This window comes from Pantoea sp. A4, from assembly GCF_000295955.2.
GTDB lineage: Bacteria > Pseudomonadota > Gammaproteobacteria > Enterobacterales > Enterobacteriaceae > Pantoea > Pantoea multigeneris.
Map to the genome: position 1 here is coordinate 15,832 of NZ_ALXE01000022.1, position 23,432 is coordinate 39,263.

21 protein-coding genes are annotated in these 23,432 nt (G+C 55.8%); 10 read left to right on the forward strand and 11 right to left on the reverse strand.

Features of this window, described 5'->3' with window-relative positions:
* Window positions 1–5: 5 nt before the first annotated feature.
* Together B880_RS0109035 and B880_RS0109040 are read right to left on the reverse strand one after the other, a co-directional pair.
* Window positions 6–728, reverse strand: coding sequence for a gluconate 2-dehydrogenase subunit 3 family protein (locus tag B880_RS0109035; RefSeq protein WP_026042518.1), 723 nt, complete (start codon window positions 726–728; stop codon window positions 6–8).
* A 125-nt stretch (window positions 729–853) separates the two neighbouring features.
* Window positions 854–1,747, reverse strand: a complete 894-nt coding sequence (locus B880_RS0109040) for a LysR family transcriptional regulator (protein WP_017347074.1) — start codon at window positions 1,745–1,747, stop codon at window positions 854–856.
* A 563-nt stretch (window positions 1,748–2,310) separates the two neighbouring features.
* Here B880_RS0109040 and B880_RS0109045 point away from each other — a divergent pair.
* Window positions 2,311–5,808, forward strand: coding sequence for a glycosyltransferase (locus tag B880_RS0109045; protein WP_017347075.1), 3,498 nt, complete (start codon window positions 2,311–2,313; stop codon window positions 5,806–5,808).
* Between the two features lie 34 nt (window positions 5,809–5,842).
* Here B880_RS0109045 and B880_RS0109050 read toward each other — a convergent pair whose 3' ends face one another.
* The 7 genes from B880_RS0109050 to rfbA all read right to left on the reverse strand — a co-directional run bounded on the left by B880_RS0109050 (window position 5,843) and on the right by rfbA (window position 11,410).
* Window positions 5,843–6,682 carry an NAD-dependent epimerase/dehydratase family protein gene (locus B880_RS0109050; protein WP_017347076.1) on the reverse strand — a complete coding sequence of 280 codons (840 nt, stop codon included), beginning with the start codon at window positions 6,680–6,682 and terminating at the stop codon, window positions 5,843–5,845.
* Entirely contained in the window at window positions 6,679–7,224 is a 546-nt protein-coding gene (rfbC, locus tag B880_RS0109055) for a dTDP-4-dehydrorhamnose 3,5-epimerase (protein WP_017347077.1), read from the reverse strand. The genes B880_RS0109050 and rfbC (B880_RS0109055) overlap by 4 nt, the downstream gene beginning before the upstream one ends.
* 9 nt (window positions 7,225–7,233) lie before the next feature.
* Window positions 7,234–8,310 carry a CDP-glucose 4,6-dehydratase gene (gene rfbG, locus B880_RS0109060; RefSeq protein ID WP_017347078.1) on the reverse strand — a complete coding sequence of 359 codons (1,077 nt, stop codon included), beginning with the start codon at window positions 8,308–8,310 and terminating at the stop codon, window positions 7,234–7,236.
* On the reverse strand, window positions 8,295–9,065 hold the full coding sequence (rfbF, locus tag B880_RS0109065) for a glucose-1-phosphate cytidylyltransferase (RefSeq protein WP_017347079.1): 771 nt from the start codon (window positions 9,063–9,065) through the stop codon (window positions 8,295–8,297). The genes rfbG and rfbF overlap by 16 nt, the downstream gene beginning before the upstream one ends.
* A gap of 24 nt (window positions 9,066–9,089) precedes the next feature.
* Complete coding sequence (locus B880_RS0109070; protein ID WP_017347080.1) at window positions 9,090–9,896, reverse strand: hypothetical protein; 807 nt, start codon at window positions 9,894–9,896, stop codon at window positions 9,090–9,092.
* An 87-nt stretch (window positions 9,897–9,983) separates the two neighbouring features.
* Entirely contained in the window at window positions 9,984–10,541 is a 558-nt protein-coding gene (gene rfbC / locus B880_RS0109075) for a dTDP-4-dehydrorhamnose 3,5-epimerase (RefSeq protein ID WP_017347081.1), read from the reverse strand.
* The gene (rfbA, locus tag B880_RS0109080) at window positions 10,538–11,410 is read right to left on the reverse strand and encodes a glucose-1-phosphate thymidylyltransferase RfbA (RefSeq protein ID WP_017347082.1); all 873 of its coding nucleotides are present in this window, start codon (window positions 11,408–11,410) and stop codon (window positions 10,538–10,540) included. Before rfbA ends, rfbC (B880_RS0109075) begins: the two co-directional genes overlap by 4 nt.
* A gap of 260 nt (window positions 11,411–11,670) precedes the next feature.
* Between rfbA and B880_RS0109090 the strand changes: the two genes are divergently transcribed.
* The 6 genes from B880_RS0109090 (at window position 11,671) to tcyN (ending at window position 16,325) form a co-directional block, all read left to right on the forward strand.
* Entirely contained in the window at window positions 11,671–12,393 is a 723-nt protein-coding gene (locus tag B880_RS0109090; RefSeq protein ID WP_017347084.1) for an RNA polymerase sigma factor FliA, read from the forward strand.
* A 48-nt stretch (window positions 12,394–12,441) separates the two neighbouring features.
* Window positions 12,442–12,969 (forward strand): flagella biosynthesis regulatory protein FliZ, encoded by a 528-nt coding sequence (gene fliZ, locus B880_RS0109095; protein ID WP_026042520.1) that lies wholly within the window; start codon window positions 12,442–12,444, stop codon window positions 12,967–12,969.
* Between the two features lie 106 nt (window positions 12,970–13,075).
* Complete coding sequence (locus B880_RS0109100; protein ID WP_026042521.1) at window positions 13,076–14,062, forward strand: D-cysteine desulfhydrase; 987 nt, start codon at window positions 13,076–13,078, stop codon at window positions 14,060–14,062.
* Between the two features lie 45 nt (window positions 14,063–14,107).
* Window positions 14,108–14,908, forward strand: coding sequence for a cystine ABC transporter substrate-binding protein (tcyJ, locus tag B880_RS0109105; protein ID WP_017347087.1), 801 nt, complete (start codon window positions 14,108–14,110; stop codon window positions 14,906–14,908).
* A complete protein-coding gene (gene tcyL, locus B880_RS0109110) occupies window positions 14,908–15,576 on the forward strand; it encodes a cystine ABC transporter permease (protein WP_017347088.1) in 669 nt (222 codons plus the stop codon). Before tcyJ ends, tcyL begins: the two co-directional genes overlap by 1 nt.
* Window positions 15,573–16,325, forward strand: coding sequence for an L-cystine ABC transporter ATP-binding protein TcyN (tcyN, locus tag B880_RS0109115; RefSeq protein WP_017347089.1), 753 nt, complete (start codon window positions 15,573–15,575; stop codon window positions 16,323–16,325). Before tcyL ends, tcyN begins: the two co-directional genes overlap by 4 nt.
* A gap of 44 nt (window positions 16,326–16,369) precedes the next feature.
* Here the strand turns inward: tcyN and mfd are convergent, their stop codons facing one another.
* Together mfd and B880_RS0109125 are read right to left on the reverse strand one after the other, a co-directional pair.
* On the reverse strand, window positions 16,370–19,813 hold the full coding sequence (gene mfd, locus B880_RS0109120; protein ID WP_017347090.1) for a transcription-repair coupling factor: 3,444 nt from the start codon (window positions 19,811–19,813) through the stop codon (window positions 16,370–16,372).
* Between the two features lie 118 nt (window positions 19,814–19,931).
* Entirely contained in the window at window positions 19,932–20,135 is a 204-nt protein-coding gene (locus B880_RS0109125) for a hypothetical protein (protein WP_017347091.1), read from the reverse strand.
* Window positions 20,136–20,282: 147 nt separating this feature from the next.
* On the opposite strand from B880_RS0109125, the gene lolC reads away from it, so the two are divergent.
* From lolC to lolE, 3 genes are read left to right on the forward strand one after another with little or no spacing between them, the layout of a single operon-like run.
* The gene (gene lolC, locus B880_RS0109130) at window positions 20,283–21,482 is read left to right on the forward strand and encodes a lipoprotein-releasing ABC transporter permease subunit LolC (RefSeq protein ID WP_017347092.1); all 1,200 of its coding nucleotides are present in this window, start codon (window positions 20,283–20,285) and stop codon (window positions 21,480–21,482) included.
* A complete protein-coding gene (gene lolD, locus B880_RS0109135; RefSeq protein ID WP_017347093.1) occupies window positions 21,475–22,179 on the forward strand; it encodes a lipoprotein-releasing ABC transporter ATP-binding protein LolD in 705 nt (234 codons plus the stop codon). Before lolC ends, lolD begins: the two co-directional genes overlap by 8 nt.
* A complete protein-coding gene (gene lolE, locus B880_RS0109140) occupies window positions 22,179–23,423 on the forward strand; it encodes a lipoprotein-releasing ABC transporter permease subunit LolE (RefSeq protein WP_017347094.1) in 1,245 nt (414 codons plus the stop codon). Before lolD ends, lolE begins: the two co-directional genes overlap by 1 nt.
* Window positions 23,424–23,432 lie beyond the last annotated feature (9 nt).

The window sequence follows — 23,432 nt, forward strand, 5'->3', positions numbered from 1 at the left end:
AGGCCTTAAGCCTGATCGCCCTTAACAGAAACCGGACCTAATGGATATTTAATGTTATGCATGCGAATCCACTGCGGGAAACTTGCACGTGCACCGGGGAAACCGATCATTTTCCAGGCCGCCATATCTTTATTACCCCCATATTGGGGATCGGACAGATAACCTTCTTTAACATTCTCAAGGACGCGCGTAAGGAAGAAAGATGAATTAAGATCATTCTCCCCAAATTGTTTGAAGTCTACGTTACCCTTCTCAAGTGCGGATATAACATCATTTCGCTGCTGGTTACTGAGAGCAGTAAATGATTTACTGTACTTTTCATGGGTAAACTTATTGGTCAGTTCAATGCCCTTACGATAAAGCACTTGTAAGTTAAACGGCATCTGATATCCGAAAAGGTGACTGGCCTGGCTATTAAATGGACCTTTCATATACCAGTCGTGGCCGAGGCCGTACGAGGTAAGTAATTGCTTATCAAGAAAAACAGGAACGTGCGTTTCAAGTGCACCTGGCCCATTTTCATCAGAAGGAATAAGGCGGTCACATAATGACAGAATGAACTTCCATTCATCAGCAGTAAAAAAGTTTGGTTGATAACTTGCCAAATCCTGTAAAGGCGCAGATACGGCTGCAAATACATTTGATGTTCCATATTTTACAGAAAGTGCGCCGATCGCGACAAAGGTTCCACTCAGGAAACGCCTTCGGGTCAAACCATAGTTACTCATTTTCCCTCACATATAAACCAATATAAACGACATGTTTATAATTATTAATAATCATAAAAATAAAGCAGGGGATTACCCCCGTATGAATTAACGAGATTTAAAACAGCGATGAATGCTCTGGTGTTTTATTCTGATTTTAACGACAGAATAAAATCTCGCATGGTCTTTTCGGCAGCAGTCTGTTGATCGTTACGCCAGGACAACCACACTTCAGAATGGCGTGAAGAGGGCCATAGTGGACGAAAACAAACATTGGAAAATCCAATTTTTTTTGCAGATGTAGGCACCAGGGCGATACCCATACCCGCATTCACCAGCGCCAGAATACTGTGTGTTTGCCCAAGGTATTGAATGAATTTTGGTGGTGGATTGATATCCGCCAGCAGATCTAATGTTAATTCGTAAAAATACCTTCCATCATCAGGAGAGTAACTGATAAATGACTGATGGCGTAAATCCGACAGTGTAATTTTTTCGCACGCACTCAATGCATGATCCCGGGGCATGGCAAGTACCACCGGTTCCCGATGAAAACGACTATGGGACAGATAACTCTTTGACATAATCGTCGGCCGCATCAGCGCCAGAGAGATAGTCCCGGCACTCAACTCTGCAACCTGTTTGGCTGAAATCATCTCTTTAAGCGTGATCTCAATATCAGGCAGGTGAATGTTGGCCTGATGAATAATATGAGGCAGAAGACTATAACCAGACACCGCAGTAAATCCGAGGGTGACATGGCCAGCACAACCACTTTGGATTTTCTGTGCTTTTTTTACTGACTGTTCAGCCATCGCCAGCATATTTATCGCAGATGCAAGAAAATCCTCACCGGCTTCTGTCAGGCGTACCATTCGACTGTTACGTTCAAACAACCGCACGCCCAGCGCTTCTTCCAGCAGTTGTATTTGCCGGCTTAACGGTGGTTGAGTCATAAAAAGACGCGCAGCAGCTCGCCCAAAGTGCAGCTCTTCAGCTAACGTGATAAAACAACGTAACTGATTAAAATCACCAATCATTTACTACATCACCCAGAGATATTTCGCCTGGTAATATAGTGGATATACCGGCGCGATAGCAAAACCAATTTTTTACAAAATTCCCTCTTTGCCGTAACTTTTGCTGACAATGCGGGGGATATCCTGGCGTAAGGCATTGTCAGTACTGGATCATGACGATTTGTGAATCGAACGATTCATTTTAAGTATCATGTGAATATTGGCAGATCAGGTTATGGCCCACGGGAAAAAACAATGCTGAAAATGAGCAGACAACGCGTCCGGGTTGTAGCATGCAGGCGTGCTACTTTTAACACTGCTTTGATATAAATGGCAGAGTGTTTCGGTTAAATTACCCGGCTAAAGTTAAAATAATAAATAACGCAGGGTTAATGCCGAGAGCATGGAATCCTGACCGGACAGGCTATCTTTTAATCCCTTCACAGTCGGTGGTTTCCCCCAACATTCATCCCCCGGTATAACCCCGATTGCCCCCTGACTTTGGCCGATTGGCGTGCATCAAGACGCTTAAAATGGTGTTTTCCCTCTGTTATGTGGTTTAACACCAGGAGCAATGATTTCTCATGTCTCAGCCACCCCTTGTTTCCCTGATTATCCTCTGTTCTCATCCCCACTGGCTCGATCAAGCCCTGGCGTGCGCGCGGGCGCAAAGCTACCCGAATTGCGAAATCGTGGTGGTGGATAGCAGTGAAAAAACCTTTGTCCGTGAGGTGGTCGAGCCGTTTTTGGCCCAGCCGGGACACGCGATGCGCTACTACGCTTATCGGGAGGCGGCAGACAAGGTCTATGATTTTGCGCTGCGCCAGAGTGAAGGCGACTATGTTAAATTCCTTGCCAGTGCGGACCTGTTGGTGCCCGAAGCCATAGCACTAAGCGTGCAGGCACTGGAGCAACATCCTGACTGTAATGTCTTGATCTCACGCCGCCAGCGTATCGATCCTACCGGTGCGCCGTTAGCGGATATCCTCTCTAACTCACCGGTGGTGGATGAAGACAGTCTGATTGCCGGGGCCGATCTGTTAGCGTTCCAGTCAACGCTGCACTTTAACCTGTTGGGGGAGCTGAGTGCTTCGGTGATCCGCCGCGCCGCGCTGCAACCTTTACAACCGGACCTATTCACCCTCGTTGACTCACCGCTGTTTGAAGTAAGTGCGCTGGCGCTGTATGCGCGTCTGGCGGATGCTTCACCGTTTATCTGGCTGCAAGCGCCGCTTTGCCAGATTCGCGTGTCAGATGTGTGGCAACAGCCGGGCCAGCGCGAAGGCATCGGGGAAGTCCGGGCTGAGCGTGCCGTCGTGCATGGCTGGCTGCGTCAGCGAGCCACGGGGGGAAAACCGCATCTGCATCTGGTGCAGGTTGCCGCGCTGGCGCAACCTACGCACTGGCGCGAACAAAACCTCAGCATGCAGCACTTCGCAAACTATAACCTCAGCCAGCGCGATCGCTGGCTGGCACAGCGCACCCTCGCACCCTATCAACACGCCTGGCTACAGCAGCAGCAGCGAGAGGAGATCAGCGTCGCGGTGATAATCAACACGCCAGAGGGCAGTGAAGCCGCGCTCCAGCAGACGCTGGCCTCCATTCAGCAGTCGGCGCAAACCGGCTGCTGTTTTGTCCCCTTGACGCTGGGTTGTGTGACGCAGTCTGGGGTTGAACACATCGAGACAGACGTAGCGCAGCGTATTGCCACGCTGAACGCGATCCTGCCCACGCGTGAAGAAGCCTGGTTTATCTTCCTTCAGGCGGGGGATCGTTTCCTCTCTTCCGGTGTGGTGGCGTTGAGCAACGTATTGCCACAGGCTGAATCTTGCTATGCGCTGTATGCGGATGGTTTCTTCCCGCTGGAGGGCAAACCGCTGGGGATGGCGTTCCGCCCGGACTTTAACCTCGATCTGATCCTCAGCGCTCCCCGGACGATGGCCAGCCACTGGCTGTTCCGGCGTGAGCTGCTGGCCGCCGCTGGAGGGCTAGACCCGGCTTATCCGCAGGCCGCCGAGTACGATCTGATCCTGAAACTGATTGCCACCCAGGGCGGAAGTGGTATCGGGCATCTTGCCGAACCGCTGCTGGAAGCGCCGCTCTCTACGCGCAACAGCGAGCAGGACCATCAGGTGCTGCGTAACCATTTGCAGCAGCGCGGCTACCCTGATGCGCAAATCAGCGGCGATCGCTATCAAAACCACTGCATTAATTACCAGCACGGCCAGCAGCCGAAAGTCAGCCTGATTATCCTTGCCAACTGGCACTTAGCGTCGCTGATCACCTGCGTCACCTCGCTGCTGGAGAAAACCGATTATCTGCATTACGAAATGCTGGTGGTTGCCGATAACCAGGCCTCGCCAGAGCGCAGTCAGTGGCTGGCGGATCTGGCGAGCATTGATCCACAACGTATCCGTATCCTGTATGCCGAGGGTGAATTTCAGCGCAGTGCTATGGCGAACCTCGCGGCGCAGCAGGCGCAGGGTGAGTACCTGGCGTTTATCCACAGTGAACTGGCGATGATCGAGGGGGACTGGCTGGCGCAGCTGCTCAATCATGCCCAGCGGCCGGAAGTGGGTATTGTGGGCGGCAAACAGTTGGCGGCGGGCAATAAGATCCGCCATGCAGGCTATATTCTTGGGGTGAATGGCGCGGCAACCGAGGCGTTTCGTGGGCAAAATGATGGTGAGGCCAGCTTTATGGGACGTCATCAGCAGGATCAAAACCTCAGTGCGGTCTCTGCCGACTTTATGCTGGTGCGGCGGGAACTGTTCGCCTCTTTAGGCGGATTTGACACCGGGATCGCGCAGTTTGATGACGTCGACTTCTGCCTACGCAGTCGCGAGGCCGGGTATTTAACCGTATGGACTCCACGCAGTCGCGCCTACCGTCCGGCAGCGCGCCATAATCCTTATGCCAGCCAGTCGCTGTTGTCGGCCAAACAGCAGAAGCAGGAGCATGATGCGGTGATGTACCGGCGTTGGGCACCGCAGATCATCCACGATCCGGCGTTTAACGCGAACCTCTCGGTGCGCAGCCGTCAGTTTGAAATGAGCAGCGACAGCGCCCTGAACTGGGACCCGCTTAATCGTCCTGGATTGCCGAAGTTTATGGTGAGTCCGGGAGACCGCTTTGGATGTGGTTACTACCGCATGATTACCCCGCTGGAGGCGATGCAGGAGGAGGGGCGCGGCGAAGGGAAACTGATTGATCGCTTGCCAACCCACGTTGAACTGGCGCGCTATCAGCCCGATACCCTGATCGTCCAGCGTCGTTACAGCGAGTCGTTCCAGGAGTGGATGGGCCAGGTCCGGGCCATTTCGCAAACCTATCGCGTGTTCGAGTTAGATGACTATCTCATCAATCTGCCGCTGAAAAACCATCACCGCAAAGACTTCACCGCTGATACCAACCGGCTATTGCGTAAGACGCTGCGCTTCTTTGATCGCTTCGTAGTCTCCACCTCGCCGCTAGCTGAGGCGCTGGCCGACATGCACAGCAACATTCGGGTGGTGAATAACCGCCTGCCGGTGGCGTGGTGGGGATCGTTACACAGCCTGCGTAACCAGGGACGCAAGCCACGCATCGGCTGGGCAGGGGGGTCCAGTCACACTGGCGATCTGGAGATGATTGCCGATGTGGTGAAAGCCTTTGCCGGTGAGGTCGAGTGGGTGTTTCTCGGCATGTGTCCGCCTAAATTACGGCCTTACGTGCATGAACTGCACGCCGCGGTAGATATTCGCCTCTATCCGCAGAAACTGGCTTCGCTCAATCTCGACCTGGCGCTGGCACCGGTGGAAGACAACCTGTTCAACGCCTGTAAGAGTAACCTGCGCCTGATGGAGTATGGTGCCTGTGCGATTCCGGTGGTGTGCAGTGATGTGGCCTGTTATCAAGGTGATTTGCCGGTAACGCGCGTGAAAAACCGCTTCAGTGACTGGCGCAATGCGATTCGCATGCACCTGGATGACAGCGCAGCCAGTGAGAAAATGGGCCTGGCCCTACAGCAGGCGATTCATCAGCAGTGGATGTTAACCGGCAACAACGTGGTGGAATGGGCGCAAGCCTGGACGTCGGAGTAGTGAAACAGGGGCAGCCTGCGGGCTGCCCAAAGGGTTATAGCGGGAGGTTACACACGCCGTACAGTGCCGGAGGCAGTGCGGCTTTGTTATCCGGTGAGCCCAGCAGTAACAGATGCTCGGCGTTATAACCGGCGGCAACCCCCAGCGCCAGATCGCGCAGAGCAATCGGTTGACCGGAACAGACATTAAACGCACCGCAGGCCTGCTGCATCAGCGCATTCACGATCATGCCCGCAGCCTGTTTGACGTCCAGATAGTCGCGCTGAATATCGGGGTAATCAATCGTGGCCGTCTCCCCCCTGGCAAACCGCTCATGCAGGTAGCTGACTAAGCGTCCGGACTTTTCGTTTTCCCCAAACAGATAGAACAGACGATACCAGGCAAAGCGGGTCTCACTGCGCGAGAATAGCTGTTGCAACAGCGAATAGGTGGCGGCTTTGCTGGTGCCATAGAGTGAATTAGCGCGCAGTGGCGAGTCGACGGTCAGGGGTGAACTGTCATGGCTGTATTCAAAGCAGGTGCCAATCCCGGCAAAGTGCTGCACCCCTTCCGCGATACAGGCCTGCGCCAGATTGAGCGTACCCTGCATGCACTCCAGATTCGCCGGGGTGTTGAGATAGTCTTTGGGATCGACGTACCAGGCCGCATGCAGCACAGTATCAATGCCTTGCAACTGTGTGCGCCACCACGCAACCGACTTATCAAACAGCGAGTCGGTCACCAGGGTCTGCACAATTTTTGCCTCTCCCGCCAGCGCGAGCGGCGTCGGGCGGCGCACCACCAGCGTAAGTTTCACATCCTGTTGCAGCAGTTGTTGCACCAGCGCCTGGCCGACAAACCCATTCGCGCCGGTGAGCAGAATATGTCTGGTCATGGCTGTGCCTCGCGCTGCGCCAGAAACGGCTGTGATTGATCCTTCTCACTGATCACCGTGGGCGCGATCGGCCATTCAATCCCAAAGGCCGGATCGTTCCAGGCGTAGCACTCTTCAGACTGCGGGGCATAGCCTTGTGAAACCTGGTAGAACAGGGTGGCATTATCGGTCAGCGTGATCAGGCCATGCAGGCAGCCAGCGGGGATATAGAACGCATTTTGCTGCTCGCTGCACAGCGTGACGCCATGCCATTGCAGGTAGCTGGGCGAATCGGGGCGCATATCCACTGCAACATCAAACACTTGCCCATGCAGTGCTCGTACCACTTTGACTTCGCCGTGGGGATCGCGCTGGCGATGCAGGCCGCGTAGCGTGCCGCGCTGAGGGTTCTGCAACAGGTTGCTCTGCGGGAAGTCGCCATGCAGACCGGCAGCGATAAAATCCTGCTGGCAGAACAGGCGGGTGTACGCCCCGCGCTGATCGCGAAAAGCGCGGGATTGCAGGACAAAGGCGCCGGCAATCGGGGTGGGGATCAGTTCCATCAGGTTATCTCACTGGTCAGTCGTAAGTTGTTGGTAATCATTCAGCTGTTGCAGGCTAAACGCGCGCATATCCCGCTGTTGGCCTGCGTGTTGATACCACGCATGGGTCAGACGCAGGGTGTCACCGATCGACAGCGCAGAGCGCCAGCCGAGCGTGCGGTCAGCCAGCGTGGAGTCGAGATAAAGATGAGGGGATTCATGATAGTGGGCCGCCACGGTCTCCACCGTCTGTGGGGTCTCTGCTGCCAGCCGATTCAGCGCCGCGATCAGGTCGTGGGTGGTGAGCTGGTCACTCTCGCGCGGGCCAAAGTTAAGTGCCACCGGGTAATCAACCGGATGGCGGTGCAGATATTCTGCATACAGCAGGTAACCACGCACCGATTCCAGCACGTGCTGCCAAGGCCGTACCGCCTGCGGATAGCGCAATGCCAGCGGCTGGTTCTGTTGGCGGGCGCGATAATAGTCAGGAATCAGTCGCTCTTCGGCCCAGTCACCCCCGCCAATCACATTGCCTGCGCGCGCGGTGGCGAGGGCAACGCCGCTGTGGCGAAAGTAGCTGTCGCGGTAGGACGCGCACAGCAGTTCAGTCATGGCTTTGGAGGCGCTGTAAGGATCGTGCCCCCCCAGTGCATCCTGTTCGGTAAACGCCACCACTTTATCTTTCTCATGGCGATACACTTTATCCGTGGTGATCACCACCACGGTTTTTACGCTGGGGAGCTGACGCAGCGCCTCCAGCACATTGGCGCTGCCGCTGACGTTGCACTGCCAGGTGTAGTTGGGATCGCGATAGGCGTGGTTGACCAGCGGTTGTGCCGCGAGGTGAAACACAATCTCTGCTTCGCTCTCAAGGATGCGCGCAGTTAACGCCTGCGCATCGCGGATATCGCAGTGGTGCTGTGTCAGGCCCGTCATGGCCACCCGGTGAAAGTGCGCATCAGGGTGTGGGTTCTCCAGCGAGATGCCGTAAACCTGCGCCCCCATAGAGGTCAGCCACAGCGTGAGCCACGAGCCTTTAAAGCCGTTGTGCCCGGTGACCAGCACGCGTTTGTTGTGCCAGAAAGCGCGGTCTACCATAGCTTCCATGGTGCTTTTCCTCCCTGCCACAGCTCTTCGAGATAGACTTTTTCCCGCAGCGTGTCCATCGGTTGCCAGAAGCCGTTATGCATATAGCCTGCGAGTTGACCACTGTTCGCCAGCGTTTCTAAGGGCCCGGTTTCCCACACGGTGCTGTCATCTTCAATCAGGTCGATGACCGAAGGGTCGAGAATAAAGAAGCCGCCGTTGATGCGTGCGGAGGGATCGCGCGGTTTTTCCGAGAAGTTGGTGACCCGGAATCCGTCGGAGTGCAGCGTGCCAAAGCGAGCGGGTGGGATCACGGTACACATGGTGGCTTTCAGGCCGTGAGACAGGTGGAAATCCAGCTCTTCACGCAGGTTGATATCGCCTACGCCGTCGCCATAGGTCAGCATAAATGGCTCGTCTGGCGGCAAATACGATTTTATGCGTTTGATTCTGCCGCCGGTCATGGCCCCGATACCGGTATCGACAATCGTCACTTTCCAGTCAGGCGCAGCGCAGTGGTGGTACTCCACCGTGTGTTTCGCCAGATCAACGGTAATATCGTTGTGATGCAGCACGATATTGGCGAAATACTCTTTGATCTGATAGCCCTTATAGCCCACGCACACGATAAATTCGTTAAAGCCGTGATGGGAGTAAATGTTCATGATGTGCCACAGAATCGGCTTATCCCCAATTTCGACCAGCGGTTTGGGGCGAATAACGGTCTCTTCTGAGAGGCGGGAGCCTAATCCGCCCGCGAGGATAACGACTTTCATAAAAATAACCCTGAGTAAGAGAAGTTAAACACCACGCTGATAAACGCCGGATGACGTTACGCTATGCACCGTGCCAAAAAGGTTTTTGGGAATATTGTTGTTGCAGGTGGCTGTCACGTCGCGCAGCAGCAGGAAGCTGCCGAGGCGCTCCTGACAAAACGCCAGCGCCCGCTTTTGATAGGGATCGGCTACATTCACCGGTTGATGCTGGGCGATAAAGGCAGTGGCGACCTTTTCCAGCGCGCTGAACGTCTCTTGCCACCAGCTCAGGGGATAGGTTCCCAGCTCAATACCGCCAATCACCAGCCACGGGCACTGTAAAAAGGTGTGGCTTTCGGCTGCCGTCAGCACGCCCAGATCTACCGCCAGCGCGGTATAACGCAGCAGGTCAGCAATGTGGTGACACTCGACATATTGCTGATAGAGGGAACCGACCTGTAATAAAGAGGAGAACAACAGGCTCTGCCCTGGCTCTGGATCTGCCGACGGCACAAGGGATGCGGCCTCAGCCACCGAGAGTTCATGGGTGCCGCCATACACGTTTGAAGGGCGACCATAGCGCTCGCGCGTGACGAACTTGCGGTATTGCCACAGGGTCACGCATTCATCACTTTGCGCGGTTGTCTGTAACAAGTGGTTGATCACCATCGGGCCAAAACCGCCAGAGAGTTTCTGGTGTAACGTCTGACCTTCCGGGATCAGGTCGTAGCCGTAATGGATCTTTCTCCCGTCGGGATTAACAGGGGGAGTGGCATTCAGCCAGATAATTTCTGCCTCAGCAGGCAGGGAAAAGCAGGGTAATTCCTGATGGCATATGACGTAAATGGGCATTAGCTGCGTCCGCACACACGAGATTAAGTGAAAAAGCTTAAAGGGCGGTTGGCGTTTCAATACGCCAATAAACCGCCTTTTTAGCGGCTATTTGGTGGGATATTGCAAAGAGGCCAACAGCGCCTGGAGCGAAAGCCCGGCGCGGTCTTTGTCTGACAGCTGCGGCGTGCTGACGGGCCAGGCGATGTCCACGTCAGCATCTGCCCAGTGCAGGCAGGCTTCATCTTGCGGGCAGTAGTAGTCGGTGCACTTGTATTCGAAATCCGCCTGATCGCTTAACACCACAAAGCCGTGGGCAAAGCCCGGCGGGATCCACAGCTGCGCCCGGTTCTCGGCGGAGAGCACCGCACCGGCCCATTGGCCCAGCGTGGCGGATTCAGGGCGGACATCCACCGCCACATCAAATACCGCGCCGTGCACCACGCGCACCAGCTTGCCCTGCGGGCGGGTGCGCTGGAAGTGCATGCCGCGCAGCACGTGCCGGTGGGATCGGGAGAAGTTATCCTGCACAAAGCACAGGTCTGTTTCGAGCAGCTGCTGGTAGCGCTGCTGTTCAAAGGTTTCGAGGAAGAATCCGCGATCGTCGCTAAAGACCCGAGGTTCGATCAGCTTAATCTCGGGCAAATCCAGGGCGCTAACCTTCATGAGGCCTCCTCTGGCAGCAGTTGCAGGTACTCGCCGTACTGGGTTTTGCTGAACAGGTGGGCGCGCTGGAGTAAGTCTTCGGCGCTGATCCAGCCTTTGCGCCAGGCGATCTCTTCCAGACAGGCGACCTTAAAGCCCTGGCGCTTTTCAATGGTGTGGATGAAATGCGAGGCTTCCAGCAGGCTGTCATGGGTGCCGGTATCCAGCCAGGCAAAACCGCGCCCAAGCAGTTCCACGTTGAGTAACCCTTGAGCCAGATACATCTGATTCAGTGTGGTGATCTCCAGCTCGCCGCGTGGGGAGGGCTGCACCTGTTTTGCCATCTCACAGACGTGCTCATCATAGAAATAGAGGCCGGTTACAGCATAACGAGACTGCGGATTCTGCGGTTTCTCTTCAATGGAGATGGCGCGTTTGTGCTGGTCAAAGGCCACCACGCCAAACCGCTCAGGGTCCATCACCTGGTAGCCGAACACGGTCGCACCTTCACGGCGTTTACTGACCTCTTCCAGCTTTTTGCCGAAGCTTTGGCCGAAGAAGATGTTGTCACCCAGCACCAGGGCCGCGCGGTCGCCCGCCAAAAACTGCTCACCAATGATAAATGCCTGCGCCAGACCTTCGGGTTTGGGCTGCACGGCATACTGCAAATGCAGGCCAAATGCACTGCCGTCCCCCAGCAGACGCTGGAATGAAGGCAGATCTTCCGGGGTGGCAATCAGCAAAATGTCGCGGATGCCTGCCAGCATCAGCACGGAAAGTGGATAGTAAATCATTGGTTTGTCATAGACCGGGAGCAGTTGTTTCGAGACTCCGCAGGTAATGGGGTAGAGGCGCGAACCGCTGCCACCCGCCAGGATAATGCCCTTCATGGCTAGCCTTAATATCAGAGACGCTGCTGGTGCAGCACAATGCCGCCAGAATACGCAGAGCTGGGCCAGGGCAAAGCCGGGAATAAGCATACAAAAGGGCTTTTTTGCGAAATTGCGCCGCGCTTATCCCCGCAGATTTATCTGCCGTGTCGGCACACAATCCTGAAATAACCTCTGTTTTTCCTGTCTATTCCGTCAATTAAACACCCTACAGGACGGGATAATCTTGCCGATAACTTAATTAACGCAGGGTAGTCAACGTGAACGATCTCTATACCGCCGAAGGCGTGATGGATAAGCATTCGCTCTGGCAGCGTTACGTTCCGCTGGTGCGTCATGAAGCATTGCGCATGCAGGTTCGTTTACCTGCCAGCGTTGAGCTTGACGATCTGCTGCAGGCTGGGGGTATTGGACTTCTCAATGCCGTAGAGCGCTTCGATGCCTTGCAAGGCACAGCCTTTACCACCTATGCCGTGCAGCGCATTCGTGGGGCGATGTTGGATGAGCTACGCAGCCGTGACTGGGCACCGCGCAGTGTGCGACGTAATGCACGCGAGGTGGCTGGCGCACTGCACCAGGTGGAACAGACGTTGGGGCGTGCTGCCACCGAACTGGAAGTAGCGCAGCAACTGCAGCTTTCGCTGGAGGAGTATCGGCAGATTCTGCTCGATACCAATAACAGCCAGCTTTTTTCCTACGATGAGTATCGGGAAGAACACGGCGACAGTGCGGAACTGGTGACGGAAGGGCACGAAGAGGCCAATCCGCTTCATCAGTTAATGGAAGGGAATCTACGTGAGCGCGTAATTGAAGCGATTGAGGCACTGCCTGAACGTGAAAAATTGGTGCTGACACTGTACTACCAGGAGGAGCTGAACCTGAAAGAGATTGGCGCAGTGCTGGATGTGGGTGAATCCCGCGTTAGCCAACTGCACAGTCAGGCGATCAAACGCCTGCGCGGCCGCTTAACCGGCGCGCGCTGACAGACTCTACTTCTGGCGGCCTAAAAATAATAATCCGGGGACTCAGCAATGGGAGCCAAATCCAAAGCCAGACCGTTAAGTCGTTATCTTAAAGACTATAAGCACAGCCAGACGAACTGCTCACATTGTGGCAAGGTACTTGATCGCATGGCGTTGGTGTTTCGTGGCCAGATCATCAATAAAGAAGCCATTGCCAGAATGGATCAGATGATTGATGAGCAACTCTGGTTCAAGCTGCAACCTGAACTGACCGCGTTGTGTCGCTTCTGTAGCGATATCTTCTGCAACAGTCAGCCTGACTACTTCGATATTATGGCGTTTAAACAGTACCTGTTTGAGCAAACCGACATGAACCACAGTACGGTGCGTGAATACGTGGTGCGGTTACGCCGCCTGGACGATGCCTTGAAGGCGCAACACTTCCCGGCAGAGAGGCTAAAAGGGGATGTCTGGTCAGAATGCCTGGAAAGCCATCTGCCTGATGCGGGGACCAATAACTATCGCATTGCGCTACGCAAATACGATCAGTTTCTCGGCTGGCGTCGCCATGCGCTCCCTGAGCCACGCGTTGCCTGATTTTTCTGGGCTGGATCACACCATCTGTCAACGGTTTAAGCGTGATCCTTAGGCCAACTTCTGCAACACTGTAAGGATGACTGAATGACGCCTGATGGAGGCTCCGTTGTCCTTACACTTACTGCACCAATTTCCTCGCATTGAACTGCTCGGCGCGCCGACGCCGCTGGAGCATCTTCCTCGTCTTTCCGGCTATGTCGGGCGCGATATTTTTATCAAGCGTGACGATGTTACGCCGGTGGCTCTGGGCGGTAATAAACTGCGTAAGCTGGAATTCCTTGCGGCAGATGCGCTGCGTGAAGGTGCTGATGTGCTGATCACTGCCGGTGCGATTCAGTCGAACCATGTACGCCAGACGGCGGCGGTTGCGGCCAGACTGGGCCTGAAGTGCCTGGCGCTGTTGGAGAATCCCATTGGCACCGACGCGGAAAACTACCTCACCAACGGCAACCGGCTGATGCTGGATCTGTTTAATGTTGAAGTGGTGATGGTGGATGCGCTGGATAATCCGGCGGCGCAGCTGGCTGAGCAGGCGCTGCTGCTGGAAGCGCAAGGTTTCCGCCCCTATGTGGTGCCGGTTGGTGGCTCGAATCTGCTGGGTGCGCTGGGCTATGTCGAGTGCGCGCAAGAAATTGCTCACCAGAGTGAAGGCGTGGTTGACTTTGCCGCGGTAGTGGTCGCTTCAGGCAGCGCGGGCACCCATGCCGGTTTAGCCGTGGGGCTGGAGCATCTGCTGCCAGAGACTGAACTGGTCGGCGTGACGGTTTCGCGTAAAGTGGCCGATCAACTGCCGGTGGTGGAGCGTTTGCGTCAGCCACTGGCTAGCCAGTTAGAGCTCACAGCAAATGCGCCTGTAACGCTGTGGGATGACTATTTTGCGCCACGTTACGGCGAACCCAATGAAGAAGGTATGGAGGCGGTGAAATTGTTAGCCCGTCTGGAAGGGATTCTGTTGGACCCGGTTTATACCGGAAAAGCCATGGCTGGCCTGCTTGATGGTATTACGCAGAACCGTTTCCGCCGTGAAGGACCGCTGCTGTTCGTCCACACCGGCGGTGCTCCGGCGCTGTTTGCTTACCATCCGTTAGTGTAATGCTGGTTTGACCCATAACAACATCTCTCACAAACTGGAGTTAACATGACTTTTTCACAACTGCGTCGCCAACTGGTGACGGGCATGATGGCAGTCGCGCTGGTGGCCGGTCTCAGCGCGCCAGCGTTTGCGGCAGAAGATTTGCTAAAGGCAGTTAAAGATCGCGGTACGCTGCGCGTTGGTCTGGAAGGGACTTATCCCCCATTCAGTTTTCAGGATGAAAGCGGCAAGCTCACCGGCTTTGAGGTGGAGTTTGCCCAGCAGTTAGCCCAGCATCTTGGCGTGAAGGCGGATCTCAAGCCGACCAAATGGGATGGGATGTTAGCGGCGCTGGACTCGAAGCGTATTGATGTGGTGATCAATCAGGTGACCATCTCCCCGGAACGTGAGAAGAAATATGACTTCTCTACACCGTATACCATTTCAGGCGTGCAGGCGCTGACCCTGAAAAAGAATGCGGCCAGCATTACTAAGCCAGAAGATTTGGCCGGTAAAAAAGTGGGCGTTGGTTTAGGTTCAAACTATGAACAGTGGCTGCGCGATAATGTGAAGGGCGTAGACATTCGTACTTATGACGACGACCCGACTAAATATCAAGATCTGCGTTCTGGCCGCGTGGATGCCATTCTGGTTGACCGCCTGGCAGCCCTTGATCTGGTGAAAAAAACCGGTGATACCATGGCGGTTGCCGGCCCAGCCTTCTCTAAACTGGAGTCAGGCGTTGCGCTGCGCAAGGGCAATCAGGACCTGCTGGATGCCATCAACAAAGCCATTGCTGAGATGCAGCAAGATGGATCGCTGAAAAAAATCTCTGAAAAATGGTTTGATGCGGACGTTACTAAATAATGCAAGAAAGCCTGCAACTGGTGCTGAATTCAGCACCATTTTTACTGAAAGGGGCGCTGTTCACGCTACAGCTGAGTATCGGCGGGATGTTCTTTGGCCTGGTACTCGGCTTTGCGCTGGCATTGATGCGCCTGTCGCACTTCTGGCCGTTGAACTGGCTGGCGCGTATCTACGTGTCGATCTTTCGTGGCACGCCGCTGATCGCGCAGCTGTTTATGATTTACTACGGCCTGCCACAGTTCGGCATTGAACTCGATCCCATCCCTTCGGCCATGATTGGCCTGTCGCTGAACACGGCGGCTTATGCGTCTGAATCGCTGCGCGGTGCCATTGCGGCGATTGAGCGCGGCCAGTGGGAAGCGGCGGCCAGTATTGGCATGACGCGCTGGCAAACGCTGCGCCGCGTCATCCTGCCACAGGCGGCACGTACCGCGCTGCCCCCGTTGGGGAACAGTTTTATCAGCCTGGTGAAAGACACCTCGCTGGCGGCGACCATTCAGGTGCCAGAACTGTTCCGTCAGGCACAGTTGATCACTTCGCGCACCTTCGAAGTGTTCACCATGTACCTGGCCGCCTCGGCGATTTACTGGGTGATGGCGACCCTGCTGTCTGCGTTGCAAAACCGTCTGGAGCGTCACGTTAATCGCCAGGATGAGGAGGGGAAATGAGTGCCATTGAAGTACGTCGCCTAGTTAAGCAGTTTAACGGGCAAACGGTGCTGCACGGCATCGATTTGGATGTGGCACCTGGTGAAGTGGTGGCCATTATCGGCCCCAGCGGCTCAGGCAAAACCACCTTGCTGCGCAGCATTAACCTGCTGGAAACCCCGGAGAGTGGCACGGTGAAGGTCGGCGAGATCACCATTGATACCGCTCAGCCGCTGGCGCGTCAGAAAGAGCAGGTGCGCCAACTGCGTCAGCAGGTGGGCTTTGTGTTTCAGAACTTCAATCTGTTTCCGCACCGCTCGGTGCTGGAGAACATCATTGAAGGGCCGGTGATCGTAAAGGGGGAGCCAAAGGCGGAAGCGGTCGCCCGTGCGCGCACCTTACTGGAAAAAGTGGGACTACAGGGCAAAGAAGCGAGTTTCCCGCGCCGTCTGTCTGGAGGGCAACAGCAGCGTGTGGCGATTGCTCGCGCGTTAGCCATGCAACCCCAGGTCATTTTGTTTGATGAACCCACTTCAGCACTCGATCCGGAACTGGTGGGGGAAGTGTTGAACACCATTCGTGCGCTAGCTGAAGAGAAGCGCACCATGGTGATTGTGACCCATGAAATGAGCTTTGCCCGCGATGTCGCGGACCGGGCCATCTTCATGGATCAGGGACGCATCGTGGAGCAGGGACCGGCCAAAATGCTGTTTAGTCAGCCGCAGCAGGCGCGAACCCGCCAGTTCCTCGATAAGTTTCTCAATGCCTGAATCGTTGCGCTGCCAGAGTTGCTGGCAGCGCACACCGGACACCGCTAGACGCGGTGATCCGCCATCTGACGCACAAACTCTTGTACCCACTGCATCCGCACTTTACGGTCCGGCAGGTCGCGCGTGAAGCGTAAACGGGTTGGCCCATCCAGCTTCCACTGTTTGTGATCTTTTTGCAGCAGGCCAATCAGCCACACCGGGTCTACCTGATTTTGCGGGGCGAAATCGAAGAAACCGCCTTTCTCGCTGGCTTCAATCTTTCTCACACCCAATTCGCGCGCCTGTAAACGCAGGGCGGCGACGTCCAGCAGATTACGTGCGGCATCCGGCAGCAGACCGAAACGATCGATCATCTCTACTTTGAGCTCTTGCAGTTCATCTTCATGGCTGGCGCTGGCGATGCGCTTGTAGAGCGACAAACGGGTATTCACATCAGGGATAAAATCATCCGGCAGCAGGGCAGGCATTCTCAGCTCTATCTCGGTTTGATTGCTGGTCAGGTCTTCCAGTGAAGGCTCGCGTCCGGCTTTTAGCGCGTCCACCGCATTCTCCAGCAGCTCCATATACAGCGAGAAGCCGAGGGTCTCCATCTGCCCGCTCTGTTCGTCACCCAACAACTCACCGGCACCGCGGATCTCCAGGTCATGGGTTGCTAGCGCAAAACCCGCACCCAAATCTTCCAGTGAGGCAATGGCTTCGAGGCGTTTTTGCGCATCGGTGGTCATCGCTTTCGGATGCGGTGTTAACAGCCATGCATAAGCCTGATGATGCGAACGGCCTACGCGGCCACGCAACTGGTGGAGCTGCGCCAGGCCGAAATGGTCAGCACGCTCAATGATGATGGTGTTGGCGGTGGGAATATCGATACCGGTTTCGATGATGGTGGTACACACCAGCACGTTGAAACGCTGGTGATGGAAATCATTCATCACCCGTTCCAGTTCACGTTCGCGCATCTGGCCGTGACCAATCGCCACGCGCGCCTCGGGCACCAGTTCGGCCAGCCGCTGTGCGGTTTTCTCGATATTTTCCACGTCATTGAACAGGTAATACACCTGACCACCGCGCAGAATTTCACGCAGAATCGCCTCACGCACCACCAGTTTGTCGTATTCGCGCACGAAGGTCTTCACTGCCAGACGGCGTGCAGGTGGCGTAGCAATAATCGACAGATCGCGCATCCCGCTCATGGCCATGTTCAGGGTACGCGGGATTGGCGTGGCGGTGAGCGTCAGAATGTCTACGTCGGCACGCATCGCTTTGATGCGCTCTTTATGACGCACGCCGAAACGGTGCTCTTCATCAACAATCAACAGCCCCAAATCGCGCCATTTCAGGTCGCTCATCAACAGCTTGTGCGTCCCGATGAGAATATCCACTTTACCTTCGCTGGCCTCCTGCAATACCTGAGCCTGCTCTTTGGCAGTACGGAAGCGGGAGAGCATCTCAATGCGGACGGGCCAGTTAGCGAAACGATCGCGGAAGTTATCGTAGTGCTGCTGCGCCAGCAGCGTGGTCGGCACCAGCACCGCCACCTGCTTGTGGTTTTCCACGGCGAGGAAAGCGGCACGCATCGCCACTTCCGTTTTACCGAAGCCCACATCACCACAGACCAGACGATCCATCGCCAGCGGTTGGCACATGTCGCTCAGTACCGCGTTAATGGCCTGGGCCTGATCGACGGTGGTTTCAAACGGGAAACTTTCACAAAACAGCTGATACTGGTCACGGTCGTGCTTAAACGCAAAACCGGTTTTGGCCGCGCGCTGGGCGTAGATGTCTAACAGCTCGGCGGCCACGTCACGCACTTTTTCGGCCGCTTTCTGCCGTGCACGTGACCAGGCATCGGTGCCTAATTTATGCAGCGGCGCGTTTTCATCGGCTCCGCCCGCATAGCGGCTGATCAGATGCAGTGAGGACACCGGGACATACAGTTTGGCATCGCCCGCATAGGAGAGCATCAGGTATTCGGCGGTGATGCCACCGGTTTCCAGCGTGGTCAGCCCAATGTAGCGGCCTACGCCGTGCTCAAGGTGCACCACGGGCTGGCCGGGATGCAGCTCGGCCAGGTTGCGGATCAGGACATCAGGATTGATGGTACGGCGGCTATCCTGGCGGCGACGGCTGACGCGCGCCCCGAGCAGATCGCTTTCGCAAATCAGTGCCCAGTTGCGCTGGCTATCGATAAATCCGCGTTCGCTGGCCCCGACCATCAGTGCGAAACGCTGTTGACGTGCCTGCTCCAGCTGCTGTTCGGCCTGCGGTTTAATTTTCAGGCGGTTCAGCAATTCCTGCAAACTCTCACGGCGTCCTTCGCTCTCCACCGAGAACACCACCGAACCGGCAAAGCCTTCAAGGAACTGACGCAGCAGGTCCAACGGAGACTTGGCCTGCGCCTGCACGGTCAGTTCTGGCAACGGTTGATAGCCAAGGTTGCGGTTAGCCGCCCGGTCGGGCAGCGTTTCGCTGCTAAGCTGCACACGCGGCCACTGTTTTAATTCGCCAAACAGTGCATCCGGGCGCAGCCAGAGTTGCACCGGCTCCAGCAGTGGGCGCATGGGATCGATACGACGGTTTTCGTAACGCGCTTCGACGTCTTGCCAGAAACGCTGTGCGCCTGCTTCCAGGTCGCCGCTGCTCAGCAGTAAAGCATTGTCAGGCAGATAGCTAAACAGCGGTTCCAGTGGCTGATCAAAGAACAGTGGCAGCCAGTACTCAATCCCGGCGGGGAAGGTGTTTTTACTCACCTGTTGATAGATATGCTCCGGCTCGCGGCGCACATCGAAATATTCACGCCAGCGGGTACGAAAACGCTCAATGGCGGCTTTATCGCTCGGGAATTCGTGTGCGGGCAGCAGATTAATTTCTGCCACCTCTTCCAGGGTGCGCTGGGTATCGGTATCAAACAGGCGCAGGGTATCGATTTCATCATCGAAGAAATCAATGCGATACGGCTGCTCACTGCCCATCGGGTAGAGATCGAGCAGTGCGCCGCGCGTGGCATATTCGCCATGTTCCATCACCTGGTCCACGTGGCGATAGCCCGCTTGCTCCAGCCGGTCACGCAGGCGGTCGCGGGAGAGTTTTTCACCGCGTTTCATCACCAGCGCATGGCCGTGCAGGAAGGTATGTGGGCAGACGCGCTGCATCAGCGTATTCACCGGCAGAATCAGCAGGCCACGCTTCAGCGTCGGCAATTGATAGAGAATCGACAGGCGGGCAGAGATAATATCCTGATGGGGCGAAAAACTGTCATAGGGCAGGGTTTCCCAGTCCGGCAAATGGTTCACTGTAAGGTCAGTAAACTGCCGAATCTCATCCTGCAACCGCAGCGCCGTTTGCATATCCGGGGTGATTAACACCACGGGGCCGGTGTGACGTTCAGTGATGCTGGCGCACTCTACCGCGTGTGCGGCACCAATCAGTTCTCCGAGTTGGCGGTGATCGCCAGGTTTGACGGGCAGGTCGTAGCGGGTTGGTTCGGACATGGGATCTCGTGCTGTTCTCCATTTTTACCAGGGCGTCATGATTCCACATTCCGCCCTGGGGGTCATCACTTAGTGCGGATTTTTCCGCATTACGCTCTCCTTAGCGGGGTTAGCGGGGTTAGCGGGGTTCGCGGTAGTACATTCGCGGTCGATCGATGTTGGCCCAGCTCAGCTCTTTCTCCAGGTGATAGCTGTGATTGCCATCATCCCATTTGACGTAATAGGCCGCCGGGGCATCGCCTTGATCGAACACATTGAGAATTTCACCCTTTACTTCACCGGTTTTATGTTTCACCAGACTGCCTTTGGGAAATTTTGTCATACTCCCTCCTTCAGTAACTGGACATACAGTAAGTATAGCTGCCTGACTGCACAAACAGCGCTCAGCAATCGGTTGATTGAGGTTTCCTAAACAGGGCGGCTCCTTTATCATCCCGGTACTTATTGAGGAAAGCTTAAGACGGACGCTATGCATCAACCTGTTGCGCTTTATATTGGTCTTCGCTACATGCGCGGACGAGCATCGGACCGTTTTGGTCGCTTTGTTTCCTGGTTATCCACTATTGGTATTACGCTTGGCGTTCTGGCACTGGTGACGGTGCTCTCCGTAATGAACGGCTTCGAAAAAGAGCTGGAGGGCAACATTCTCGGCTTAATGCCGCAGGCGCTGGTGACCAGCGACAAAGGCAGCATCGATCCGCAACAACAACCGTATCAAAATATGGGGCTGCAAGGTGCGAGCCGTGTCGCGCCGTTAACAACGGCTGACGTGGTACTGCAAAGTGCGCACAACGTCTCTGTCGGGGTGATGTTAGGCATTAACCCGGACGAACAAGACCCGCTTACCCCCTATCTGGTGAATACGTCACAGTCGGTACTGCAACCTAATGGCTGGAACGTGATTCTGGGCGAAGAGCTGGCGAGCCAACTGGGGGTGAAAAAAGGGGACCAGGTGCGCCTGATGGTGCCTTCGGTGAGCCAGTTCACGCCGGTAGGGCGTGTGCCAAGCCAGCGCCTGTTCACCGTGGCGGGCACCTATGCCGCCAACAGTGAAGTGGATAGCTATCAGATTTTGGTCAATCTCCAGGATGCTTCGCGCGTCATGCGCTACCCGCTGGGTAATATCACCGGCTGGCGTTTGTGGCTGCAAAAACCACTGGACGTTGACAGCCTGAGCCAGCAGAAATTGCCCGCAGGCCTGCAATGGAAAGACTGGCGCGAGCGCAAAGGCGACCTGTTCCAGGCGGTGGGCATGGAGAAAAATATGATGGGGCTGCTGCTGAGCCTGATCGTTGCGGTGGCCGCATTTAACATTATTACGTCCCTTGGCCTGTTGATCATGGAAAAACAGGGCGAGGTGGCGATCCTGCAAACGCTGGGACTGACACGCCGTCAGATCCTGCTGCTGTTTATGGTTCAGGGTGCGGGGGCCGGTATTATCGGTGCCTTACTGGGGACCGGACTGGGTGTGCTGCTGGCCAGCCAGTTAAATAACCTGATGCCAGTGATTGGCCTGTTCCTGGATGGTGCCGCACTGCCGGTGGATATCAACGTCTGGCAGGTGGTCACTATTGCGCTGGCGGCAATGGCCGTTGCGCTGCTTTCTACGCTCTATCCTTCATGGCGCGCTGCCGCCATTCAACCCGCTGAGGCTCTACGTTATGAGTAATACCCCCTTGTTGCAGTGTCGCGACCTGTGCAAAAGCTATCAGGAAGGAAGCGTACAGACCGATGTGCTGCGCAGCGTGGCCTTTTCGGTGCAGCCTGGTGAAATGATGGCGATTGTCGGGAGCTCCGGCTCCGGGAAAAGTACCTTATTGCATCTGTTAGGCGGACTGGATACGCCTACCTCCGGTGATGTGGTGTTTGATGGTCAGTCGATGAATGCGCTTTCTTCTTCGGCTAAGGCCGATCTGCGTAACCGTGAGCTGGGCTTTATCTATCAGTTCCACCATCTGTTACCGGATTTTAGCGCGCTGGAAAACGTCGCAATGCCGTTAATGATTGGCAGAAAGAGCAAAACCGAAGCGCAACAGCGGGCGCGTGAAATGCTGGCCGCCGTCGGGTTGGAACACCGTGGCCATCATCGTCCTTCTGAGCTTTCCGGCGGCGAACGTCAGCGCGTGGCGATTGCCCGTGCGCTGGTCAATCGTCCGCGTCTGGTGATGGCCGATGAACCCACCGGTAACCTTGATGCGCGTAACGCCGATGCCATCTTCTCGCTGCTGGGCGATCTCAACCAGCGTGAAGGCACCGCATTTTTAGTGGTGACTCACGACCTCCATCTGGCACAGCGCATGTCGCGTCAGATGGAGATGCGTGACGGGCAGCTTAGCGCTGAGTCAACCCTGACGGGAGTGCGCTAATGGGGTCTTCTCTCTCCCTGCTGCTGGGGTTGCGCTTCAGTCGTGGGCGCAAACGGGGTGGTATGGTTTCCCTGATTTCGGTGATCTCCACCGTGGGGATTGCGCTGGGTGTGGCGGTGTTAATTATTGGCCTGAGTGCGATGAATGGCTTCGAACGTGAGCTGAACAGTCGCATTCTGGCGGTGGTGCCGCACGGTGAAATCAGCGCGGTTGAACAGCCGTTTCGTCACTGGCAGCCGCTGATTGCACCGGTTGAGAAAGTACCGGGTATTGCGGCGGCAGCACCCTACATCACCTTTACTGGCCTGATCGACAGCGGCAGCAAATTACAGGCGCTACAGGTGCGCGGTGTGGATGTGGCCCAGGAGCCGCGTTTAAGTGCGCTGCCGCAGTTTGTGCAGGGCAACGCCTGGTCACAATTCAGCGCCGGTAAGCAGCAGATCATTCTCGGTGGCGGTATCGCCAAAGCCCTTAACGTCAAACAGGGTGACTGGATAACCATCCTGATCCCCAACAATGACGGCGCGAATAAGCTGCTGCAACCCAAGCGGATTCGTTTGCAGGTGGAAGGAATCTTGCAGCTCAGCGGCATGCTCGATCACAGCCTGGCGCTGGTCCCCCTGGAGGATGCGCAAAGCTACCTCGATATGGGGGATGCGGTAAGCGGCATTGCACTGAAAATGAGCGATCCGTTCCAGGCGCAAAAGCTGGTCCGTACGGCGGGTGAAGCCACCGGGTCCTATGTGTACATTCGCAGCTGGATTGGCACCTACGGCTACATGTACCGCGATATTCAAATGATTCGCGCCATCATGTATCTGGCGATGGTGCTGGTGATTGGCGTGGCCTGCTTCAACATTGTTTCCACGCTGGTGATGGCAGTGAAGGATAAAAGCAGTGATATCGCGGTGTTGCGTACCCTGGGAGCCAAAGACAGACTTATCCGTGCCATTTTTATCTGGTACGGTTTGCTAGCCGGTCTGCTGGGCAGCGTAAGCGGGGTCGTGGTGGGTGTGTTAGTGTCACTGAATCTGACGCATCTGGTGCAGGGCATTGAACATCTGACCGGGCGGCATTTACTGGCGGGCGATATCTACTTTATCGATTTCCTGCCCACCGAGCTGCACTGGCTGGATGTGGTGATTGTGCTCGCCACCTCGATTGTGCTGAGCCTGCTGGCCAGTTGGTATCCGGCGCGACGCGCCAGTCGGATTGATCCGGCGCGCGTACTAAGCGGACAGTAATACAGGAGT